The 18,319-nt window shown below is 37.1% G+C and carries 18 protein-coding genes and 1 other RNA gene; 5 read left to right on the top strand and 14 right to left on the bottom strand.

The window, feature by feature from the left end:
• Nucleotides 1-33: 33 nt before the first annotated feature.
• Nucleotides 34-471 (bottom strand): EbsA family protein, encoded by a 438-nt coding sequence (locus ACE025_RS10645; RefSeq protein ID WP_485939653.1) that lies wholly within the window; start codon nucleotides 469-471, stop codon nucleotides 34-36.
• Between the two features lie 108 nt (nucleotides 472-579).
• On the opposite strand from ACE025_RS10645, the gene ACE025_RS10640 reads away from it, so the two are divergent.
• Nucleotides 580-990: a ribonuclease HI family protein gene (locus tag ACE025_RS10640; protein ID WP_485939652.1), complete on the top strand. Its 411-nt coding sequence runs from the start codon at nucleotides 580-582 to the stop codon at nucleotides 988-990.
• 311 nt (nucleotides 991-1,301) lie between these two features.
• On the opposite strand, the gene ACE025_RS10635 is transcribed toward ACE025_RS10640, so the two are convergent.
• From ACE025_RS10635 to ACE025_RS10620, 4 genes are all read right to left on the bottom strand, one after another.
• Entirely contained in the window at nucleotides 1,302-2,459 is a 1,158-nt protein-coding gene (locus ACE025_RS10635) for a THUMP domain-containing class I SAM-dependent RNA methyltransferase (protein WP_485939651.1), read from the bottom strand.
• A 106-nt stretch (nucleotides 2,460-2,565) separates the two neighbouring features.
• Nucleotides 2,566-2,940: RNase P RNA component class B (rnpB, locus tag ACE025_RS10630), an RNA gene on the bottom strand.
• 32 nt (nucleotides 2,941-2,972) lie between these two features.
• Nucleotides 2,973-3,311: a cell division regulator GpsB gene (gpsB, locus tag ACE025_RS10625; RefSeq protein ID WP_485939650.1), complete on the bottom strand. Its 339-nt coding sequence runs from the start codon at nucleotides 3,309-3,311 to the stop codon at nucleotides 2,973-2,975.
• 139 nt (nucleotides 3,312-3,450) lie between these two features.
• Nucleotides 3,451-3,993 (bottom strand): SLOG family protein, encoded by a 543-nt coding sequence (locus ACE025_RS10620; RefSeq protein ID WP_485939649.1) that lies wholly within the window; start codon nucleotides 3,991-3,993, stop codon nucleotides 3,451-3,453.
• 68 nt (nucleotides 3,994-4,061) lie between these two features.
• Between ACE025_RS10620 and recU the strand changes: the two genes are divergently transcribed.
• Nucleotides 4,062-4,679 carry a Holliday junction resolvase RecU gene (recU, locus tag ACE025_RS10615; RefSeq protein WP_485939648.1) on the top strand — a complete coding sequence of 206 codons (618 nt, stop codon included), beginning with the start codon at nucleotides 4,062-4,064 and terminating at the stop codon, nucleotides 4,677-4,679.
• Nucleotides 4,680-4,753: 74 nt separating this feature from the next.
• Nucleotides 4,754-7,354 carry a PBP1A family penicillin-binding protein gene (locus ACE025_RS10610; RefSeq protein ID WP_485939647.1) on the top strand — a complete coding sequence of 867 codons (2,601 nt, stop codon included), beginning with the start codon at nucleotides 4,754-4,756 and terminating at the stop codon, nucleotides 7,352-7,354.
• A gap of 52 nt (nucleotides 7,355-7,406) precedes the next feature.
• On the opposite strand, the gene nth is transcribed toward ACE025_RS10610, so the two are convergent.
• From nth to ACE025_RS10565, 9 genes are all read right to left on the bottom strand, one after another.
• Nucleotides 7,407-8,039, bottom strand: a complete 633-nt coding sequence (nth, locus tag ACE025_RS10605) for an endonuclease III (RefSeq protein WP_485939646.1) — start codon at nucleotides 8,037-8,039, stop codon at nucleotides 7,407-7,409.
• Nucleotides 8,040-8,056: 17 nt separating this feature from the next.
• A complete protein-coding gene (locus tag ACE025_RS10600) occupies nucleotides 8,057-8,773 on the bottom strand; it encodes a DnaD domain-containing protein (protein ID WP_485939645.1) in 717 nt (238 codons plus the stop codon).
• 130 nt (nucleotides 8,774-8,903) lie between these two features.
• Nucleotides 8,904-10,202, bottom strand: coding sequence for an asparagine--tRNA ligase (gene asnS / locus ACE025_RS10595; RefSeq protein ID WP_485939644.1), 1,299 nt, complete (start codon nucleotides 10,200-10,202; stop codon nucleotides 8,904-8,906).
• Nucleotides 10,203-10,295: 93 nt separating this feature from the next.
• A complete protein-coding gene (locus ACE025_RS10590) occupies nucleotides 10,296-10,772 on the bottom strand; it encodes a cell wall elongation regulator TseB-like domain-containing protein (RefSeq protein WP_485939643.1) in 477 nt (158 codons plus the stop codon).
• A gap of 79 nt (nucleotides 10,773-10,851) precedes the next feature.
• On the bottom strand, nucleotides 10,852-13,656 hold the full coding sequence (dinG, locus tag ACE025_RS10585) for an ATP-dependent DNA helicase DinG (protein ID WP_485939642.1): 2,805 nt from the start codon (nucleotides 13,654-13,656) through the stop codon (nucleotides 10,852-10,854).
• A 152-nt stretch (nucleotides 13,657-13,808) separates the two neighbouring features.
• Entirely contained in the window at nucleotides 13,809-14,177 is a 369-nt protein-coding gene (locus ACE025_RS10580; RefSeq protein ID WP_485939641.1) for a thioesterase family protein, read from the bottom strand.
• Between the two features lie 12 nt (nucleotides 14,178-14,189).
• A complete protein-coding gene (locus tag ACE025_RS10575) occupies nucleotides 14,190-15,386 on the bottom strand; it encodes a CCA tRNA nucleotidyltransferase (protein ID WP_485939640.1) in 1,197 nt (398 codons plus the stop codon).
• Nucleotides 15,383-16,174: a 4-hydroxy-tetrahydrodipicolinate reductase gene (dapB, locus tag ACE025_RS10570; RefSeq protein WP_485939639.1), complete on the bottom strand. Its 792-nt coding sequence runs from the start codon at nucleotides 16,172-16,174 to the stop codon at nucleotides 15,383-15,385. The genes ACE025_RS10575 and dapB overlap by 4 nt, the downstream gene beginning before the upstream one ends.
• Before the next feature lies 1 nt (nucleotide 16,175).
• Nucleotides 16,176-16,499, bottom strand: a complete 324-nt coding sequence (locus ACE025_RS10565) for a nucleotide pyrophosphohydrolase (RefSeq protein ID WP_485939638.1) — start codon at nucleotides 16,497-16,499, stop codon at nucleotides 16,176-16,178.
• A gap of 253 nt (nucleotides 16,500-16,752) precedes the next feature.
• Between ACE025_RS10565 and ACE025_RS10560 the strand changes: the two genes are divergently transcribed.
• Together ACE025_RS10560 and ACE025_RS10555 are read left to right on the top strand one after the other, a co-directional pair.
• Nucleotides 16,753-17,172, top strand: coding sequence for a hypothetical protein (locus ACE025_RS10560; RefSeq protein ID WP_485939637.1), 420 nt, complete (start codon nucleotides 16,753-16,755; stop codon nucleotides 17,170-17,172).
• A 208-nt stretch (nucleotides 17,173-17,380) separates the two neighbouring features.
• The gene (locus tag ACE025_RS10555) at nucleotides 17,381-18,268 is read left to right on the top strand and encodes a YitT family protein (RefSeq protein ID WP_485939636.1); all 888 of its coding nucleotides are present in this window, start codon (nucleotides 17,381-17,383) and stop codon (nucleotides 18,266-18,268) included.
• Nucleotides 18,269-18,319: the final 51 nt, after the last annotated feature.

The raw sequence follows: 18,319 nt of genomic DNA, 5'->3' as shown, positions 1-18,319 counted from the left end.
TACTTTTCAACCTGTCTATTATTATATCAGAGATCAATATTCTGAAAAAATTTCTTGCTGCTCGTCCAGATCTATTTCAGGATAATGAGCTTTTACATAGGATAAAAAGTGCTGCTTATTTCTTTGATTTAAATAAAAGCGATATTGTTCGACCTCTTTATGATTGAATAAAATCAAGCCTCTTGTACTTGAAAAAATGATTTTAGTGATCAAATCCGCAGGTATGATTTTTTTCTTTCTGAAACAAGTAAAAACAAACTGCTGATTCTCGATAGTTAATTGAAGAGTTCTGGCAAACCAGATCATTCCAGCTGTAAAAAATCCAAATAATACACTGACCCAATTAAAACTAGTGTATTCCAATACTGCTATAATAGCTATAAAAAAAGTTAACCAACACACAGACCAGTAAATAATCTGATAAGCAGGTTCAAACGAAAGGATCACTTTAAACATTTTATTGCGTTTCACACAATTCCCTCACATTCATCCTATGTAAAACAATACATAAAGATTTCTATCTATGTCATCATTTTTAAAAAAGAAATTAAATTATTCATTAAAAGGAGTTTACATGCCATGTTGAAAATTTATATTGATGCAGCTACAAAAGGAAATCCAGGTCCTAGCGGCATAGGATTCGTTATCGTTGGCGAAAACCAGCACGAACAAGTAGCAATACCCCTTCAAGGTATTTACAGCAATCATGAAGCTGAGTTTATTGCCTTGATCAAAGGATTGTCTTATGTCATTGAACATAACATGGAAAACCAATTATTACAAATATTCTCTGATAGTAAAATAGTGGTGTCGGCAGTTGAAAAAAAATATGTTAGGAACGAGAGCTTCAAGCCTTATTTAAAAGAATTGATTCAACTATTAAACTGTTTTGATGTCTATTTGATTCATTGGATACCGGATGCTCAAAATAAAGGAGCCGATAATTTAGCTCGCCAGGCTTTGAGGAAAATAAACCTTTTCGACTCTTAAAAGATGATGAATCATTTTCTTATTGTACCATTGTCTTGATGAATGGTACATGTAAATTTACCTGTAATTATCGTTTATGCAAATTCTTTAGAATTTCATAAACTTTTGAGATGAACTTTCAGAACCCTAGTTGTATATAGAAACAATCCATCTGAGAACTCTTGAACACCTTTTTATATCTAGTTGTATAAAGAAACTAAACGAACAACTACCGACAAATAGGGGTTCTTCAAAAATTTGATTAAAAAGGTGCTTGATTGTGCAAAAAAATCCGCAGGTCAGAAAAACCCACGGATTTTTATTTTTAACGATTAGTCTTCTCTTTTCATACGAGGTGGGCGTTTGCCCCAATATTGGAATAAATCTGTACGTAAAGCTCCGTTATACAACTTGCGTTTTTTAGTAGCTCTTTCTCCGTACTCTTTTTCAAAAGTTAAATCACTTGTTAAAATGTATTTGCTCCAAGTATCCAGTGGACGGAAAACTCTGCCCATTTCACGATATAATTGGCGTACTTCTTCTTCTTCTCCTAAACGTTGTCCGTATGGAGGGTTGGCAACCATGACTCCATATTCTTTCTCTGTCGTAAAGTCTGCCACTTGCATTTGTTTGAATGTAATACTATCCAACACTCCTGCTTCTGCTGCATTACGTTTAGCGATTTCAATCAGCTTTCCATCAATATCGGTAGCTTGGATGTCCAATTTCACATCATAGTCTGCTTCTTTTTCAGCTTGCTCACGTGCGTTGTCCCAAACTTCTTTGTCAAACCAATCCCATTCTTCACATACGAAAGAACGGTTGAAACCAGGAGCCATATTATGACCAATCAACGCAGCTTCGATTGCGATCGTACCAGAACCGCACATAGGATCTAGAAATGGCTTGTCTTTTCTCCAAGTCGTCAACATCACTAAAGCAGCAGCCATATTTTCTTTTAATGGTGCTCCACCTTTTTCTGTACGGTACCCACGTTTGAATAAACTTGAACCTGTTGTATCCAAAGTAATTGTCACTTTATCTTTTAATAAAGCTACTTCCAAAGGAAATAATGCTCCACTTTCAGGTAAACGAGTAGTTCGATGATACACATCGCTCAAACGATTTACGATTGCTTTTTTTACGATTGCTTGGCAGTCTGATACACTATACAATTTAGATTTGATTGATTTTCCGGCTACAGGGAATTCTCCGTCCATTGGGATAAGATCTTCCCAGGCTACAGCTTTTGTTTTTTCGAATAATTCATCAAATGTGAAAGCCTCAAACTCTGCTACCACGATTTTGATACGATCTGCCGTACGCAACCAAAGATTCGTTCGCGCAATATCTTCTAAGCCGCCTTCAAAATAAACTTTGCCATTTTCAACTTCGCACTCATAACCAAGTTGACGTAATTCTTTTCCTACTAAAGCTTCAATACCGCTGGCTGCAGTAGCAACTAATTTAAATTTCTTTGAATTTATCATAGAATACTCCATTCTTTTTTCTACTATACTAATGCCTATTTATAAAAAAGCAAAAAATATGTACAAAACCCTCCTTAAAAAAGGAGGGTTTCCCTGATTTGTAAATTTCTGTAAGCCATGTTCTGTCTCGGATAATTTTCAGGATCAAATTATCCGGAGGCAATCATCTGTCTGCAAAGAATTGCCTCTCTCATCTGTTCATTTCCATAGAAAGAGTGCCCCTACCAAAGTTTGGGTTGCTCGCTCGAGGGGTTTACCCGTTCCACCAATATTGTTTCCAATATTGCTTCGTCACTGTGGCACTTTCAAGAATACTCAGGCATAGCGTTGCCGCCTTAGCCCTTTTTTCTGCCGTCACTCCAGAATATACTGGAGGCCTTAGCTTATGATTTCGCTAAGCACGAACACTACAAACATCTCAGTTTGTGCGAGCATGGACTTTCCTCAGCCTAGTCAAGCTAGACCGCGATTGCCCGAAATTTACAAATATTAATATAACACATAATTTAAAGATTATTCAAAATCATTTGGGTGATCTGCATCTAATTTAGAGCCGAACACATGTCTTTCCAAATTAGAAAGGCGTTTTAAAATGTCGAAATTAGTAACAGTATTAGCTGATTGACCAGATTGACCTGGTTTTTGCAATGATACTTGTTTTGTTAATTCATCTACCTTGCTATGTAGACGTTCATTTTCAGCTTTCAACTGACTGATTTCTTTATTGTAGGATTCATAATCACGAATGACTTCATCCAAATACTCGTCTACTTCTGCTGGATTGTATCCGCGCATCCCTGTTTTAAATTCTTTTTGAAGGATGTCTTTAGTCGTTAAAGTTCTATCTGCCATAATTACACCTCATTCGTATCAACTTTTATATCTTAAATAAAAAATCTCTTATACATTCCTATTATAACAAAGATAACGCCAAAAAAAAACAGCAAACTGAACTTTTAATATTTTCTCGATTTTTTTCATTTTTATCGATTTATTCCATTCCAAATTCAATTGTATTTTGCAACTGATCGAAATCAATTAAACGGCACTCATATGGTGTTTTTTCTTGTTTTTTTTGAATGGCCTTGTAGACAAATAAGGTCTTTCCTTCATGCTCTGTATCATAAACCAATAGAGCAGCATCTGTATGCTCTAACATAAATTGTTGGTGATTCTTCAACTGGGAAGGATCTTTATACGGTTGATGAGAAGTTGATTCTGTATAATCAGCCATTTGTTGGAGTTCCATCAGTTTTATTTTGCCTTCTTCTTTCCAATTTGAACCGAATTCTAGAAAAGGAAAAACAATGGCTTGTTTGACTTCAGGATAGTCTCCTTTTAATTCATGGACTACTTCGACAGCCCATTGTTCTACCCCTAATTGACCGCTTGTCAAAATCCAGTCTACTCCACTTTCGATAAATTGACGAATTTCATCTTTTAAGGCCTTTTTGATCACATTGATTTTAGGGTCTTTTGCTGAAAATACTCCTAATTCATATGTTCGATAGCCGCTGATGTATAAGTTTGTCATAAAGTCACTGAATCTCCTTTTCTTTCAAGTATTATATTTGGTATAATGCTGATTAGGAAGTGATGAAAATGGTAGTTAATTACCCCAATGGTAAGCAATATACAAAACCTGCTGTTACTAAAGCACCACAAAATAGACAGCGTAAAAAAACTATTTTCAGCAATCGTGGGATGTCTTTAGAGGATGATATCAATGATAGCAATATAACGTATTTAATACAAGAACGGGCTGTGATCCATAAAAAACCTACGCCCATTCAAATTGTTAATGTCGATTACCCTAAACGAAGTGCGGCAGTTATTAAAGAAGCTTATTTTAAGCAAGCTTCTACTACTGACTACAATGGTGTCTATAAAGGATTTTATTTGGACTTTGAAGCTAAAGAAACTAAAAACAAACAATCTTTTCCTTTAAAGAATTTTCATCAGCACCAAATCACACATATGCGTCAATGTCTGCAGCACGAAGGTATTTGTTTTGTCATTTTGAAGTTTTCTTCATTAAATCGTTTATTTTTATTAGAAGCTCGTCACTTGCTGGATTACTGGGACAAACAAGCTCACGGAAGAAAGTCTATTCCGCTATCTGAACTTGAAAAAAAAGCCCATGAGATGTATTATAGTTTTTCGCCACGTATTCCTTACTTAGATGTGGTAGACCAAATCATAGAAAACTTTAGTCTGTAATAAATTTATAGGAAATTCTATTTAAATGTCAAAGCACATAGTTTATATGGAAATTAGTTAAGGAGAATTAAGATATGCCAGAAAATAATGAAATGTCTCGTGTTTCTCAGAAAAAGAATCAAAAGAAAAAAAATGGTACTCGAAAGAAGGTTCCAAAGAAAAAGAAATCCAATAGATCGTTGTTCAAAAAGATATTGCTTGGCTTAGCAGCTCTTATCATTTTAGCTGTATTGAGTGGTGTAGGTTTGTTCGCTTATTACGCTTCTAGTGCTCCTAAAATTTCAATGGATGATCTTATGGATGGTCAATCCACTGTACTGTACGATCAAGACGGAAAAGAATTTTATAGTTTGGGTGGAGAAGAAAGAGATTACGTTGAAGCCGAAGAGATTCCCCAGGTTTTAGTAGATGCGGTACTCTCTATAGAAGACCAACGTTTTTATAAACATTTAGGTGTCGATCCTATCCGTATTGCAGGGGCTGTATTAGCCAATGTAACCGATGGCTTCGGTGCTGAAGGTGGTAGTACGATCACACAGCAATTGATCAAACTATCGGTTTTTTCTACTAAGAAAGAAGACCAAACAATCAAAAGGAAAGCTCAAGAAGCTTGGTTAGCACTAAAATTGGAACAAGAATTTTCTAAAGAACAAATTTTAACTTTATATATCAATAAAGTGTATATGTCAGATAATCAATATGGAATGGGAACAGCCAGTGAATATTATTTTGGCAAACCTATTTCTGAGCTTGAATTGCATGAAGCAGCTTTACTAGCTGGTATGTCACAAGCGCCAAATGCGTATAATCCTCACAATGACCCAGAAAGAGCCAAAAAAAGACGCGATACAGTTCTTTACATGATGTTCGAAAATGAAAAAATTTCTGAAGAAGAAATGAAATCTGCTCGTGAGGTCCCTATTACCGAAGGTTTAGTGGAAAATAGTGATAATTCAGCTGATTCTATGGTGATTGATAGTTACTTAAAAACCGTAATAGACGAAGTTAAAGAAAAAACCGGTTTAGATCCTCATACAGCTGGACTTAAAATTTACACAAACATTGATATGGATGCGCAAAAACAAGTCTATGAGGTTTTAAATTCAGATGAATATTCTATATTCCCTAACGATGAAATGCAGACAGCTGTAACGGTTGTGGATCCTAACACTGGACAGTTGAAAGCTATCGGCGGTTCTCGTAAGGCAGAAGGTCAATTGCTGTTTAATCATGCCAGTGATCCTAAACAGATTGGTTCTACTATCAAACCATTGACTACGTATGGTCCAGCAATAGAGTATCTAAAATACTCAACTTATCATCAAGTAGTCGATGAACCGACAAATTACAGTACTGGTCAAAAAATCAACAACTGGGATAGAGAGTATGAAGGTCAAATCAGTATGCGCAGAGCTTTAGTGGATTCTCGTAATGTTCCAACGTATAAAATTTTTAAAGATGTTGGCAAACAAAATGCGCAACAATTCATGGAAAATATCGGTCTTGGAAACTATCGCGGAAAAGCTAACGGTGAAGGAATCAACGAATCTGATTCGATCAGTGGTGAATTAACTCCAATCGAACTTGCAGGATCTTACGCTGCATTTGCTAATGGTGGAGAGTACACTGAACCATACACTGTTTCTAAAATCGTTACAGCTGATGGAGAAGAAATCGATTTGACACCTTCTACTAATAAAGCTATGAGCGATTATACAGCTTATATGGTCACAGACATGTTAAAAGACGTTGTCAATGTAGAGTTTACATCTCAAACAGTTAATATCCCTGGACTGATCCAAGCTGGTAAAACCGGAACATCCAATTATACTGCTGATGAAATAGCACAAAACAATATTCCAGATGGAGCTGTTCCTGATTCTACTTTCGTTGGTTATACGACGAATTACTCCGTAGCTGTTTGGACTGGTTACGTTAATCGTACTCAAGAAGGTCATTGGTTATCTTTTGATGATGGTACTCGTGAGATTCCTAGATTGGTTTACCGCGAAGTGATGGCTTATCTTGCTGAATCTGTTGAAAATAGAGACTGGTCTAAACCTAATTCTGTAGTAGAAGTAGCTGTAGAAAAAGGGTCAAATCCAGCTGCTTTACCAGGTCCTAGCACCCCAAGCTCTGAAAAAGTAACAGAACTGTTTGTTCGAGGCACCGAACCGAAAAAAGTTTCAAACACTTTTGATAAAGATTTGACTGCTCCAACTGGATTGGCAGCCTCATATGACGCACAATCGAATGAAGTGATTATTAATTGGAACGCCTACACCCTTGAAGGAGACGGCGATGTAACTTACCAATTAAAAATTGGTGATCAAACTGCTACGACAAGCGACCTAGGTTATGTTGTCCAAGATCCGTCTGAAGGAACAATGAACATTACGCTGACAGTTAAAGCACGTGGTAAAACAAGTCCAGGAGCTTCTACCAGCGTAACTGTTCCTCCTTCAGGGGAGGAAGAAGAAAGTAGTGAAGAAGAATCTGAGAGCGAAGAAAGTGAAAGCTCATCAGAAGAATCAAGTTCTTCTGAATCAGAAAGTTCGCAAAGTTCCTCAAGTCAGTCACAAGAAAGCAGCTCGAGCTCTTCTGAATCATCAAAATCAGAAGAACAATCAAGCAGCAGTTCTTCTTCAGATACTGAAGAAGATGAAGAAGAATAAGAGCACAAAAAAAGAATGGGATGGAAAATTCCCATTCTTTTTTTGTGCTCTTTTATTTTTCGACCATATGACTTGCTAATAAAGCCAGACATAGTTCATGATCATGTTTTCTGGCAGAACATTGATATCTGCCGAAAAAAATCAAACGATGATGAGCTTTCCCCCATAATTCAGGAGGTAATTTCTTCATCAATACTTCTTCTACTTCTCTCACACTGGCTTTTTGAGGGACGATCCCTAATCGTTTGGTTACACGTTCTACATGAGTATCTACGGCTATTGCCGGAACTCCAAAAGCTACACTGAGAACGACATTAGCCGATTTTCTTCCGACTCCAGGTAAAGACTGAAGTTCTTTTAACGTTTCGGGAACTTGTCCATTGAATTCCGTTACCAACTTATGACAGCACCCTTTTATATATTTCGCTTTATTCCGGTACAAGCCTATTGATTTGATATGCTCTTGGATTTCTTCTACCGTCGCGTCTTCAAAAGCCTCAGGAGTAGGATATGAAGCAAATAACTGAGGCGTGATTCGATTGACAGATACATCTGTTGTTTGAGCACTTAACATGACTGCGATCAATAATTCAAAAGCGTTTTGATGAATCAATTCGCATTGTGCTTCAGGGAATATCGCTCCCATTGCTTCAATGACTTGAACAGTTTTCTTTTTAGATAACAAGAAACCAATCCTCCAGTCTAATCTTGATTTTCCAACCAATTGTATAAGGGAACTTTTGGTTTAGAGTTTGTTTCATTCTGAATTGGATTAGCTGGTGCAACTGACTGCTGCTGACGTCTTCTTTTTGACTCTTGCACTACCTGTGCTTTAGTCTTGATGTTTTTCTTTTCCCAATTCAACAATATTCGGTCTACATATTTTAGATTATACACTTGGCTCAATACAGCTTCTCTCAAAGCCATCTCGATCAACTCAATAGCATACTTATCATCGTCCAGCCACATCCCGATCGTTTGCATTTCCATCGGAGACAACGGTCGGCCGAATTCAGATTCAAATCGATTAAATAAGTCTTTTTCAGATAATTGCTCTGCCTTTATTTTTAAAGAACGGTCTTCTTGATCTAATAAAGTGGCAAGTCGCTCCCATAACAAGTCTAACTGATAAGTATCTTTTGTTTTTCCATCTTTATCCGTACTTGTTTGGATGCTTAAATATTTTTTCTGGATCAAATCATGCATCTCATTGAACACTTTCGCAGTTGGTAATTGCATTCGTCCGGCAATAATTTCAATATCTGGAAAATCACTTCCACTATCCAATAATGATTTCAATTGAATGATCAATATCAGCTGTTCGTTATTCAAACCCAACTGACGATAATGCGCTAATAACAAATTAGAAATGGTTGTATCACCAAATTTGAGCCATTTTTGCAGCGGCGAAAGATTCATTCATACCATTCCCTTCTTAATCTTCTATACCTATACAAATATTTCAAGTTTACTTTTTCAACAGTAATGGAAAAAGGAGCCAGGATAGATGTCCCAGCTCCCGTTCGGGTTCGTTCTTTTCAAAAATTTCTTATGGGTAAATACGGTTCAACAAGCGTGGGAACGGAATCGTTTCACGTACATGTTCAGTGCCTGAGATCCATGCTACAGTTCTTTCAAGACCTAATCCAAATCCAGAATGAGGAACACTTCCGTATTTACGAACATCTAAATACCAGTGGTAGTCAGATTCTGTTAAATTGAATTCTTTGATGCGTAGGCGTAATAAATCCAAGTCTTCTTCACGTTCACTCCCACCAATGATTTCTCCATATCCTTCAGGAGCAATCATATCTGCACATAAAACAACATCTTCTCTTTCTGGGTGTTGTTTCATGTAGAAAGCTTTAATGGCTTTTGGATAGTTGACAATGAAAACAGGCGTTTCATATTGGCTGGCAATAAACGTTTCTTCTGGTGAACCAAAATCAACGCCCCACTCAACGTCTTCAAACCCATTTTCTTGAAGCAACTTAACTGCATCATCATAGCTGATACGTGGGTAAGGCAATGTTGTATATTTTCTCAGCGTTTCCACGTCACGTCCTAATGTATGCAGAGCTTGTTCACAATTGTCGATGACTTGTTGTACAATATAAGCTACATATTTTTCTTGCACAACTAAACTTTCTTCGTGAGAAGTAAAGGCCATTTCTGGTTCAATCATCCAAAATTCGATTAAATGTCTACGTGTTTTTGATTTTTCTGCTCTAAATGTTGGACCAAATGAGAAAACTTTTCCAAATGCCATCGCAGCAGCTTCTAAATATAATTGCCCTGTTTGAGATAAGTAAGCATCTTGACCAAAGTAATCTGTATGGAATAGTTCCGTTGTATCCTCAGCAGCCGTTCCCGTTAAAATTGGCGGATCGATTTTAATGAATCCTTCTTTATTATAAAACTCGTAAGTAGCACGGATAATTTCGTTACGCACTATCATTACGGCATGTTGTTTAGAAGAACGTAACCATAAATGACGGTGGTCCATTAAGAATTCAACTCCGTGTTCTTTAGGAGTGATCGGATAATCATGACTTTCACCGATTAATTGAATATCTTTTACAAGAATTTCATAACCGAATTTTGAACGGCTGTCTTCTTGAATGATTCCTGTAATCATAACAGATGATTCTTGATTAATACTTTTCGCTAATTGGAAAACTTCTTCTTCTACATCACTTTTCACAATAACGCCTTGGAAGAAAGCTGATCCATCTCTTAATTCTAAGAATGCGATTTTTCCGCTTGAACGTTTGTTAGCGATCCATGCACCAATTTGCACTTCTTCGCCAACGTGATTTTTAGAGTCAATAATTCTAATACGATTCAACTTAGTAATCCCCTTTTGCCTATAAAATTTTCTTTTATCTCTTTCTTTCACTTACTTCATTGTACTACAGGAATCTCTTTTGAAAAAGGACTTTTAAATATTCTCGATTCCCTTGATCCATTCACCGGTCTCTAATGACAAGACATAATAGCCCAATCGTCCATTTTCTTGTTTATAAGCTATCTCCCAAACGGCTATGCCCTCTTCGATTCCGATTCTGGCTTCGAGGATTTCTTTTGCATTAGTTTCTTTTTTAGCTAATTGAACCGCTTGTTTTTCAGTGACCAGATCTTTTTTGTCCAATACAGTCGTTGCACCGCCATCTTGAGCAACAATAGCCACGATTTCTTCATTTTCTTCATTCAATCCGGTAACGGTAAAATAAGTTTGAGTTCCATTATACCAATAAAAGTCTGTCACCTCAGTTAAACCAGCTGCATCTTTAGCAACTGCGAAAGCTTCCTTTTCGGCTCTTCTTAGAGGCGCATTGGCTGTTCGATACACTGAAATAGAAAAAACAATTACTACAATCATTAAAATAATCGAAACGATAAAAACTTTTTTTTTCATTTTTGACAATCCCGTCTGTCTCTTATTAAAATAAATCTTGCTTTAATTAACTCAGTATAGCAGATATAAAAGTCATTTTCTATATCTCATCTGTTAAGAATTTTGTTAATTCTTCTTCCATCTTGCTCACAGCAATTTCTTCGATTTTTACATTATTTGGTAAAGATTTTTGCATTTGTTTTCCAAAGTTGGAATGGATCAACCGTTCATCCAACACGATAAACACGCCTTTGTCTGTTTCAGAGCGAACCAAACGACCTAAGCCTTGTTTCAATCTTAATGTCGCTTTAGGCAACGTATCTACATAAAAAGGATTCATATGATTCTTTTTCATCCAATAATGCTTAGCTTTAACGAAAGGACGCTCAGGTGATTCAAACGGCAGTCTGGTAACAACGATGACGCTAAGTGATTTCCCGGGCAAATCCACACCTTCCCAGAAACTATCCGCTCCCAGCAAGATCCCTCCTTGAGATCTGAAAAATCGTTTTAAGATACGTTCTCGGCTTCCAGAAAGTCCTTGAGCCAAAATTTCTCTTCCGAAAAATTCCGGTTTTTTTTGTAATTCGGCATATACTTCATACAACGGTTCATAAGAAGTAAACAGCACCATCATGTTTTCTTGAGAATTTCTGCAAATACTGCTTAAATAACGGACGATCATTTGAGCATACCGGTTTTTATTCATCGATTTTATCGGTGTAACTTCTTTCGGCACCCAGAACCTGACTTGACTTTCGTAATCATAAGGAGACTCCAGTTTTAATGTTTTTAATGACGTTTCCCCAATCTGTTTTTGAAAATAGTCAAAACTGCCGTCGACCTCTAAAGTAGCTCCGGTGTAGATGATCGTTGGAACTTTAGTGATCAATTGTTCTTTTAAAAACTGATCGTTGGTCACATAAGATTGTTGCGCAGCGAAGCTGTTTTTCGGACTCTTTTCAGTATAAGAAAACCAAGTGACTTCTTGCTCATTCGGGTTTTGGAATACGGTTATAAAAATATCTTTTTGACTTTCCAAGTCAGTTAAACAATCGTAAAAATCAGTAATTAAATGTAATTCAGCTTGAGTGAACCGCTCTCTCTCTTTCAGTAGCACATGAACGACTTCGAATCCTTGGAAACAAACTTCGTTCATCAATTGAACGACTTTTTTCGTCGTTTTTTTAAATAAAACCCCGTCTTTTTCTCTGTCGTAAGGAATGTCATAGCGGTCTTTTCTATATTCATCAACCTGCTCTGTTTCTACACAGAATTGCAGCAGCTCATCGACTAGTTGAGACAATGCATCCATCAAAAAATATACACTCAATTCGATATTTTCTACTTGCTGATTAATCGATTGGGTCGGCTTATCAAGCAAGTTCGTCAATTGCCCGATCAAACTGCCTTTGTCATCTTTCTTTCCCAGTCGTTTGCTCATTTTTTGCAAATAATAATATCGGAAAATATGGCTGGTAGAACTTTGAGCGACTTCACTTAAGTGGTGCGCTTCATCAACTATCAAACAAGTAAAATCAGTCAGTGTCTTGTCTTCTTTTTGAAGATCGTGACACAAATACGCATGATTCGTCACAATAATCCCGGCATGCTTAACTAGATTTTGTGCATGGAGATAGAAGTCTTCTTCATACCAATCATCATCTGTTTCATTACCCAACCAGCCGCGATGACGAATCTTATTCCAAAACGGTTGATCGTAACTCGTCAAGTTTAATTCATCTAAATCACCAGTCTCTGTTTGAGTCAGCCATACCAGTACTTTCATTTGATAAATAGCTTCAAGCTTTTGGGTAACAGGTTTCTTTAATAAACCGTCAAATTTGGACAAATGAATATAATGGCTTTTGCCTTTCAGCATAGCTGCTTGAATAGGAAACGGAATGATTTTTTGTAATTGTACAAGATCTTTATAAAAAAGCTGTTGCTGCAGCAACGTCGTATACGTACTGATAATGATGGGTCTCTCACTGGATGCACTAAAAACAGCTGGAAATAAATAACCAAATGTTTTTCCGATCCCAGTTGGAGCTTCTATTGCGATATGTTCCGGTTTTTCTGCCGTAAGTGTTTCTTGTATCACGTCCATCATTTGAATCTGAGTATCCCGAAGATCGAAATGAGGCTTGAAGAATACAGCTTTTTCATCGTACGAATAAGGATAGTCAAATCTTTCACGATGATTTTTCAGTTCAAAAGACACCTTTTTTTTACGTAAGGCCAGCCCTTTTTTGATTATCAAATCATCTGATAATTCTGCAATATCGTCTTTCATTTCTGCTAAATTCGTTTGAAAGAAGAGTTGTGTGTCCATTGTACAATGAGTAGCAATAGACGTGATTTTTTCTACCGTTACCAAAGGCAAGCTCTGAAGTTTTTGCTTCATCAATAAGAACAGTTCTGCTGTTGCATAAGCATCGCTGTCAGCTTGATGAGGATTGGTATGTATAATACCTTGCGCATTCATTAAGTCATTCAATGTAAAGCTGGGTTCTGTAGGAAATAAAATTTGGGCTAATTCAACAGTATCTATTCCCGTCAAGGTCAAAGAAGGCAATCCGCAACGCACCAGCTCTTCAGATAGAAAAGAGTAGTCGAATTGAATATTGTGCGCCACAAAGACACACCCATCCAGCAAATTATAGATAGTTGCCGCTACATCTTCAAAATAAGGCGCTGTAGCTACTGTTTTATTAGATATTCCGGTCAGATGCTCTATTTCTTTAGGAATATTTCTTAAAGGATTCACATCAGTCGCAAATTGATGCACGATTTGATCATTTTCGATCAGCACACATCCAAATTGAATGATTCGGTCTCCACTTTGAACATTCCCACCTGTTGTCTCTATATCAACAACAGCATATGTGGTTTTTCCATTCATTATTGTCACCTAATTCTTTTATCGATTTCATCTCTCACATCATACCACAATTTCTGATTCGTAGAAGTTTCTTCTCCCAACAAATAGCAAAAAGGACAGCTCATGTCAGCACCTAAAACTAAAAGGTTCACTTGATGACTGTTTTTTGCTGCCTATCTCAATTTGCCTAAAAATTTATCCGTCACAACAATCGCTCGTTTATGAGTTCCAGCAGCGATTACTTGGTCTTGAACTGTAGCATCAAATTCAAAAAACAAAACCGGTTTTTCTTGTTTGACCAATGTTGTTTTACAGACTACTTGATGTCCTACTGCCGTAGCAGCCACATGATTCAACTGCATTTCAATACCGACAGTCGTTTGATGCTCATCCAGCAAATCCAATATACTATCTTTAGCTGTATTTTCGATCATTGCTACTAAAGCTGGAGTGGCTAACACGGTTAGATCACCTGACCCCATCGCATAAGCTGTATCTTTTTCTTCAACATCAAATACTTTGACGGCATAATCTTTTGACATGTATTGGTCTCCTTATTTATGGTTATTTTTTATCCAAGCTAGAATAGTCTCGTTCTTATTTTCCAACTCTCCATCGACGACCAACCGTTCAATCTCATCCAATAATTCGCCAAGCCATTTTCCAGGTTTAGCCGCTAAACCTGTTAAAATATCATTTCCGGTAATTTCTATGTCTTTCTTACTTTTGATTGCTAACTGCTCATAACGAGATTTAACAGATTCTCTGTCAGCAGGCAGCTGCAGCTTAGCCATCATATCTTCTACTTCCAGCGCAATGTCTAGACCGGAACGGTATAGTTCTAAAGCAGTAAAAGAATGGTCTATTCTAGCCCTAAGTGTTTCAACGGCTAGCAGAACCGTCTGCATTTCCTTATTCGAACATTTCCAGCTTTTCAAAAAGGAAGTGACTTCCGTCGTTGGGATGCCCAAGTGATAGATCAGCATCGTCCATGCAGACAAACGAGTCGTTAATTCTCCTTCGAATTGAGCAAATTGCAGCAATTCAGATCGATAAGCAGCTAACCCAGGACAATACTGATACAATCCTGTTTCCATAAATAACAAGAGCCCCTTGCTGTGTCCTTTTCCTTGCAGCAATTTCATGAACTCTATAGCGATTCGTTCTACCGAAATCTTTTCTAATAACGCCTGGTGCTGCGTGATGGCTTTTTGAGTATTGATCTCCATCGTGAATCCTAATTGGCTTACAAAACGAACGGCTCTCATCATGCGTAAAGCATCCTCATGGAATCGTTCTTGAGGAGAACCGACAGCTTTTATCAATCCATTTTTCAAATCCTCTTGTCCATTGAAGTAATCCATGATGCGCCCTGTTTTATCCATAGCTAGAGCATTAACGGTAAAGTCTCTTCTCTTTAAATCTTCTTCTAGAGAGCGTACAAATTCGACCTTATCAGGACGTCTAAAATCCTGATAAGCAGACTCTGTTCTAAAGGTCGTGATTTCGTAGGATTCACCTTCCCATAACACCATGACAGTCCCATGTTCTATTCCCACATCAATCGTTTTAGGGAAAATTTGTTTGATTTCGGCAGGAAAAGCGCTAGTCGCGATATCTACATCATTGATTTCTTTTCCCAGCAAAGCATCCCTGACACTGCCTCCAACAAAATAGGCTTCAAATCCTGCCGCTTCGATCTGCTGAATCAAAGGTAAAGCTTGTAAAAAAGTGTTATTCAATAATTTCATAGCAGGTTTTCCAATCCATAAATTAATTCTTCGTTGTCCATTACTTTATTACACGCTAATGCTACACCTGTCATGAATGAAGAGCGATCATAAGAATCGTGACGGATCGTCAAGCCTTCACCTTTACTTCCGAATTGGACTTGTTGATGTGCCACTAACCCGGGAAGTCGGACACTGTGGATTTTTATTCCTTGATAATCCGCTCCGCGTGCTCCTTCAAGACTTTCCTTTTCTTGGGGGTGGCCTTGTCGACGAGCTCCTCTTTCTTCCACGATCATTTCAGCCGTTTTGATTGCTGTACCACTTGGAGCATCCAATTTGTTATCGTGATGCAACTCAATGATTTCAACATCCGGCAAGTATTTCGCCGCTTGTGCTGCAAATTGCATCATCAAGATAGCGCCAATAGCGAAATTAGGCGCAATCAACCCGCCTGTACGCTGCTCAGCTGCTAGTTCTTGCAGCTTCTTGATCTTATCTTCATCTAAACCAGTAGTACCCACCACAGGTCGTATTTTGTTTTCTAAAGCAAACTGAGTATTTTCAAATGCCACCTCAGGAATCGTAAAATCGATCCACACATCTGCTGAAGTATGTTCTGTCACTTCTTCTTTATGATGGAACACAGGAACATCTGCTGCCCCATACTCGCTTAATTCATTTAAATTGCTTTCTTCAGCATGAGGATCCAATACGCCAACCAATTCAAAATCTGCCGTATCTAAGACCATTTTGGTCGCCGTGCTTCCCATTTTCCCTTTAAAACCAGCAACGATTATTTTTATCATGTTATTCTTTCCTTTCAAAACGATTTGCGTCTCGCTCATTAAATTTTTTCATGATCGTATCAAATGATTTCGTTAAATCGATATCCAAAGAGTTGGCTAACGAGATTAATACAAACAACGTATCACCGATTTCTTCTTTTACTTCTTTAGTTTCTTCAGAAGGTTTCTTTTGCTTTTCACCGTAGTAGTGATTGATTTCTCTAGCCAATTCTCCCACTTCTTCTGTAAGTCTTGCCAACTGGCCTAATGGAGAAAAATACCCTGTCTTAAATTGTTGGATGTAATCATCTACTTCTTTTTGCATAGCTGAGAGACTTTTTTCCATTTCTTTTTCCTCGATTCTGTCAGTATTTAAACTAATTTTTTCACTAATTATACTATGTTTTTTATTAACAGCTTCGCTTTATTTAAAATAACAAACCTCTACATTTTCATACTAGTCTATTTTCTCTTTTATTAACAGAAAAATCAAGAAGTTAACGGATTTCTCTTGTGTCTTTAGTAAAAGTACTCAGTAGCTTCTAAACTCGTTTCATTATATAATAAATAAACATTTTTATTTATTGAGGAGGAACAGTATGGAAGAAGAAGTAGTAGTGTCGGCATTATCAGATAAAGGTTTCCAAGCAGCTATCGGACAAACCGTCATGGGGACCCTGCAACCCAAAGGAAGTTTGTTGTCTCCAATGGCAAGAGCCACTAAAGTGAAAGTCCAATATTTGACTTTTAATAATGAAAAAGAAATAATCGTACTGCCGTTATCATTTTGGGGAAAGTTGGTTCCGGAAGATATTTATGTTATCCCCTCGTCAGATATTGCCAGTATTACATTCAAAAATAGATTTATTTATTATAAGATGGTGATCAAGTATCACGATCATGCTCAAAGAAAAAAAGATGTTTATCAAGTCAACAAATGGATCGCAAAACATCCTTGGCAAAAGACTAATGTAGCTTTACTTATACAAAGGTTGCAAAAACAGCTGGCTACCTATTGATTTCTTACATAAAGCGAACTCAAACTCTCATTTTGAGCTCGCTTTTTTATGTTTTGTTTTTCATCCGCAAAGACACTTTTCAAGACTTATTGCTTCTTGTAAAAAAAGAAGGTATTATTTTAGAAGTGTCAAAAAAATAAACTGAAAATTTGATTTATTTTTAATACAGAATAGATTAGACAGGATTTCAGAAATAAGGAATGATGAAATGCAGACAAGCAAATTACATATAGTAAAAAATATTCTTCTGATCACTTTCGGTTGTGCTTTGTTTGGTTTTAGTTTAGTCAATATCAACATCGCAAATGATTTGGCAGAAGGCGGTTTTACAGGAATCACATTGATTCTGAATAGTTTATTCGGAATCAACCCGGCTTATTCTACCTTGATTTTAAATATTCCTATGATTTTGATAGGATGGAAATTGTTAGGCAACCAATCGTTAGTTTATACTCTTTACGGGACAATTATGTTGTCGTTTTTCTTAGACGTCTGGCAACGGGTTCCAGTAACGATTCCAATTGGTGATGACCTCCTGATCGCAGCTTTACTTGCCGGATTAGGCGGCGGTATCGGCAGCGGATTGATTTACCGTGCAGGTGGAACTACTGGAGGTTCTGATATCATTGCCCGTATTGCAGAAAAAAAATATGGTATTGCAATGGGAAAAACCTTATTGGCTTTTGATGTTTTTGTTTTAGTGTTGTCTTTAACATACATTGATTTGCCGCATATGATGTACACCCTATTGAATTCATTCGTTTTCACTCGAATGGTAGATTTCATCCAAGATGGGTCTTATTCCGGTCGAGGTATATTGGTCATATCCGATAAGAGCGACGCTATTGCAGGTAATCTCTTGGCTGAATTAAATCGCGGCGTAACTTACATCAAAGCAGAAGGCGCATATTCAAAAGAGGAAAAAAATATTTTGTATTGCGTGATGGGAGCCCATGAAATCGTATTGGCCAAAAACATCATCAATCAAACCGACCCAAATGCTTTTATCTCCATTCTGTCAGTTCATGAAGTACTGGGAGAAGGGTTCTCTTATGACCCTAAACCAAAGAATCGATTACTGAAAGCAAAAAAATAATGACCAAAAAGGTGCCGACTCTTTATTCGAGAATCGGCACCTTTTTTGACT

It is taken from the genome of Desemzia sp. AGC72, assembly GCF_057334175.1.
This window is presented reverse-complemented; position numbering and strand designations above follow the sequence as displayed.

Bases quoted from the DNA above. Each gene is read 5' to 3' on its own strand.
- ACE025_RS10640 (WP_485939652.1), top strand. From the start codon at position 580: ATGTTGAAAATTTATATTGATGCAGCTACAAAAGGAAATCCAGGTCCT.
- ACE025_RS10635 (WP_485939651.1), bottom strand. From the start codon at position 2,459: ATGATAAATTCAAAGAAATTTAAATTAGTTGCTACTGCAGCCAGCGGT.
- gpsB (WP_485939650.1), bottom strand. From the start codon at position 3,311: ATGGCAGATAGAACTTTAACGACTAAAGACATCCTTCAAAAAGAATTT.
- ACE025_RS10620 (WP_485939649.1), bottom strand. From the start codon at position 3,993: ATGACAAACTTATACATCAGCGGCTATCGAACATATGAATTAGGAGTA.
- recU (WP_485939648.1), top strand. From the start codon at position 4,062: ATGGTAGTTAATTACCCCAATGGTAAGCAATATACAAAACCTGCTGTT.
- ACE025_RS10610 (WP_485939647.1), top strand. From the start codon at position 4,754: ATGCCAGAAAATAATGAAATGTCTCGTGTTTCTCAGAAAAAGAATCAA.
- ACE025_RS10600 (WP_485939645.1), bottom strand. From the start codon at position 8,773: ATGAATCTTTCGCCGCTGCAAAAATGGCTCAAATTTGGTGATACAACC.
- ACE025_RS10590 (WP_485939643.1), bottom strand. From the start codon at position 10,772: ATGAAAAAAAAAGTTTTTATCGTTTCGATTATTTTAATGATTGTAGTA.
- dinG (WP_485939642.1), bottom strand. From the start codon at position 13,656: ATGAATGGAAAAACCACATATGCTGTTGTTGATATAGAGACAACAGGT.
- ACE025_RS10580 (WP_485939641.1), bottom strand. From the start codon at position 14,177: ATGTCAAAAGATTATGCCGTCAAAGTATTTGATGTTGAAGAAAAAGAT.
- ACE025_RS10575 (WP_485939640.1), bottom strand. From the start codon at position 15,386: ATGAAATTATTGAATAACACTTTTTTACAAGCTTTACCTTTGATTCAG.
- dapB (WP_485939639.1), bottom strand. From the start codon at position 16,174: ATGATAAAAATAATCGTTGCTGGTTTTAAAGGGAAAATGGGAAGCACG.
- ACE025_RS10565 (WP_485939638.1), bottom strand. From the start codon at position 16,499: ATGGAAAAAAGTCTCTCAGCTATGCAAAAAGAAGTAGATGATTACATC.
- ACE025_RS10560 (WP_485939637.1), top strand. From the start codon at position 16,753: ATGGAAGAAGAAGTAGTAGTGTCGGCATTATCAGATAAAGGTTTCCAA.
- ACE025_RS10555 (WP_485939636.1), top strand. From the start codon at position 17,381: ATGCAGACAAGCAAATTACATATAGTAAAAAATATTCTTCTGATCACT.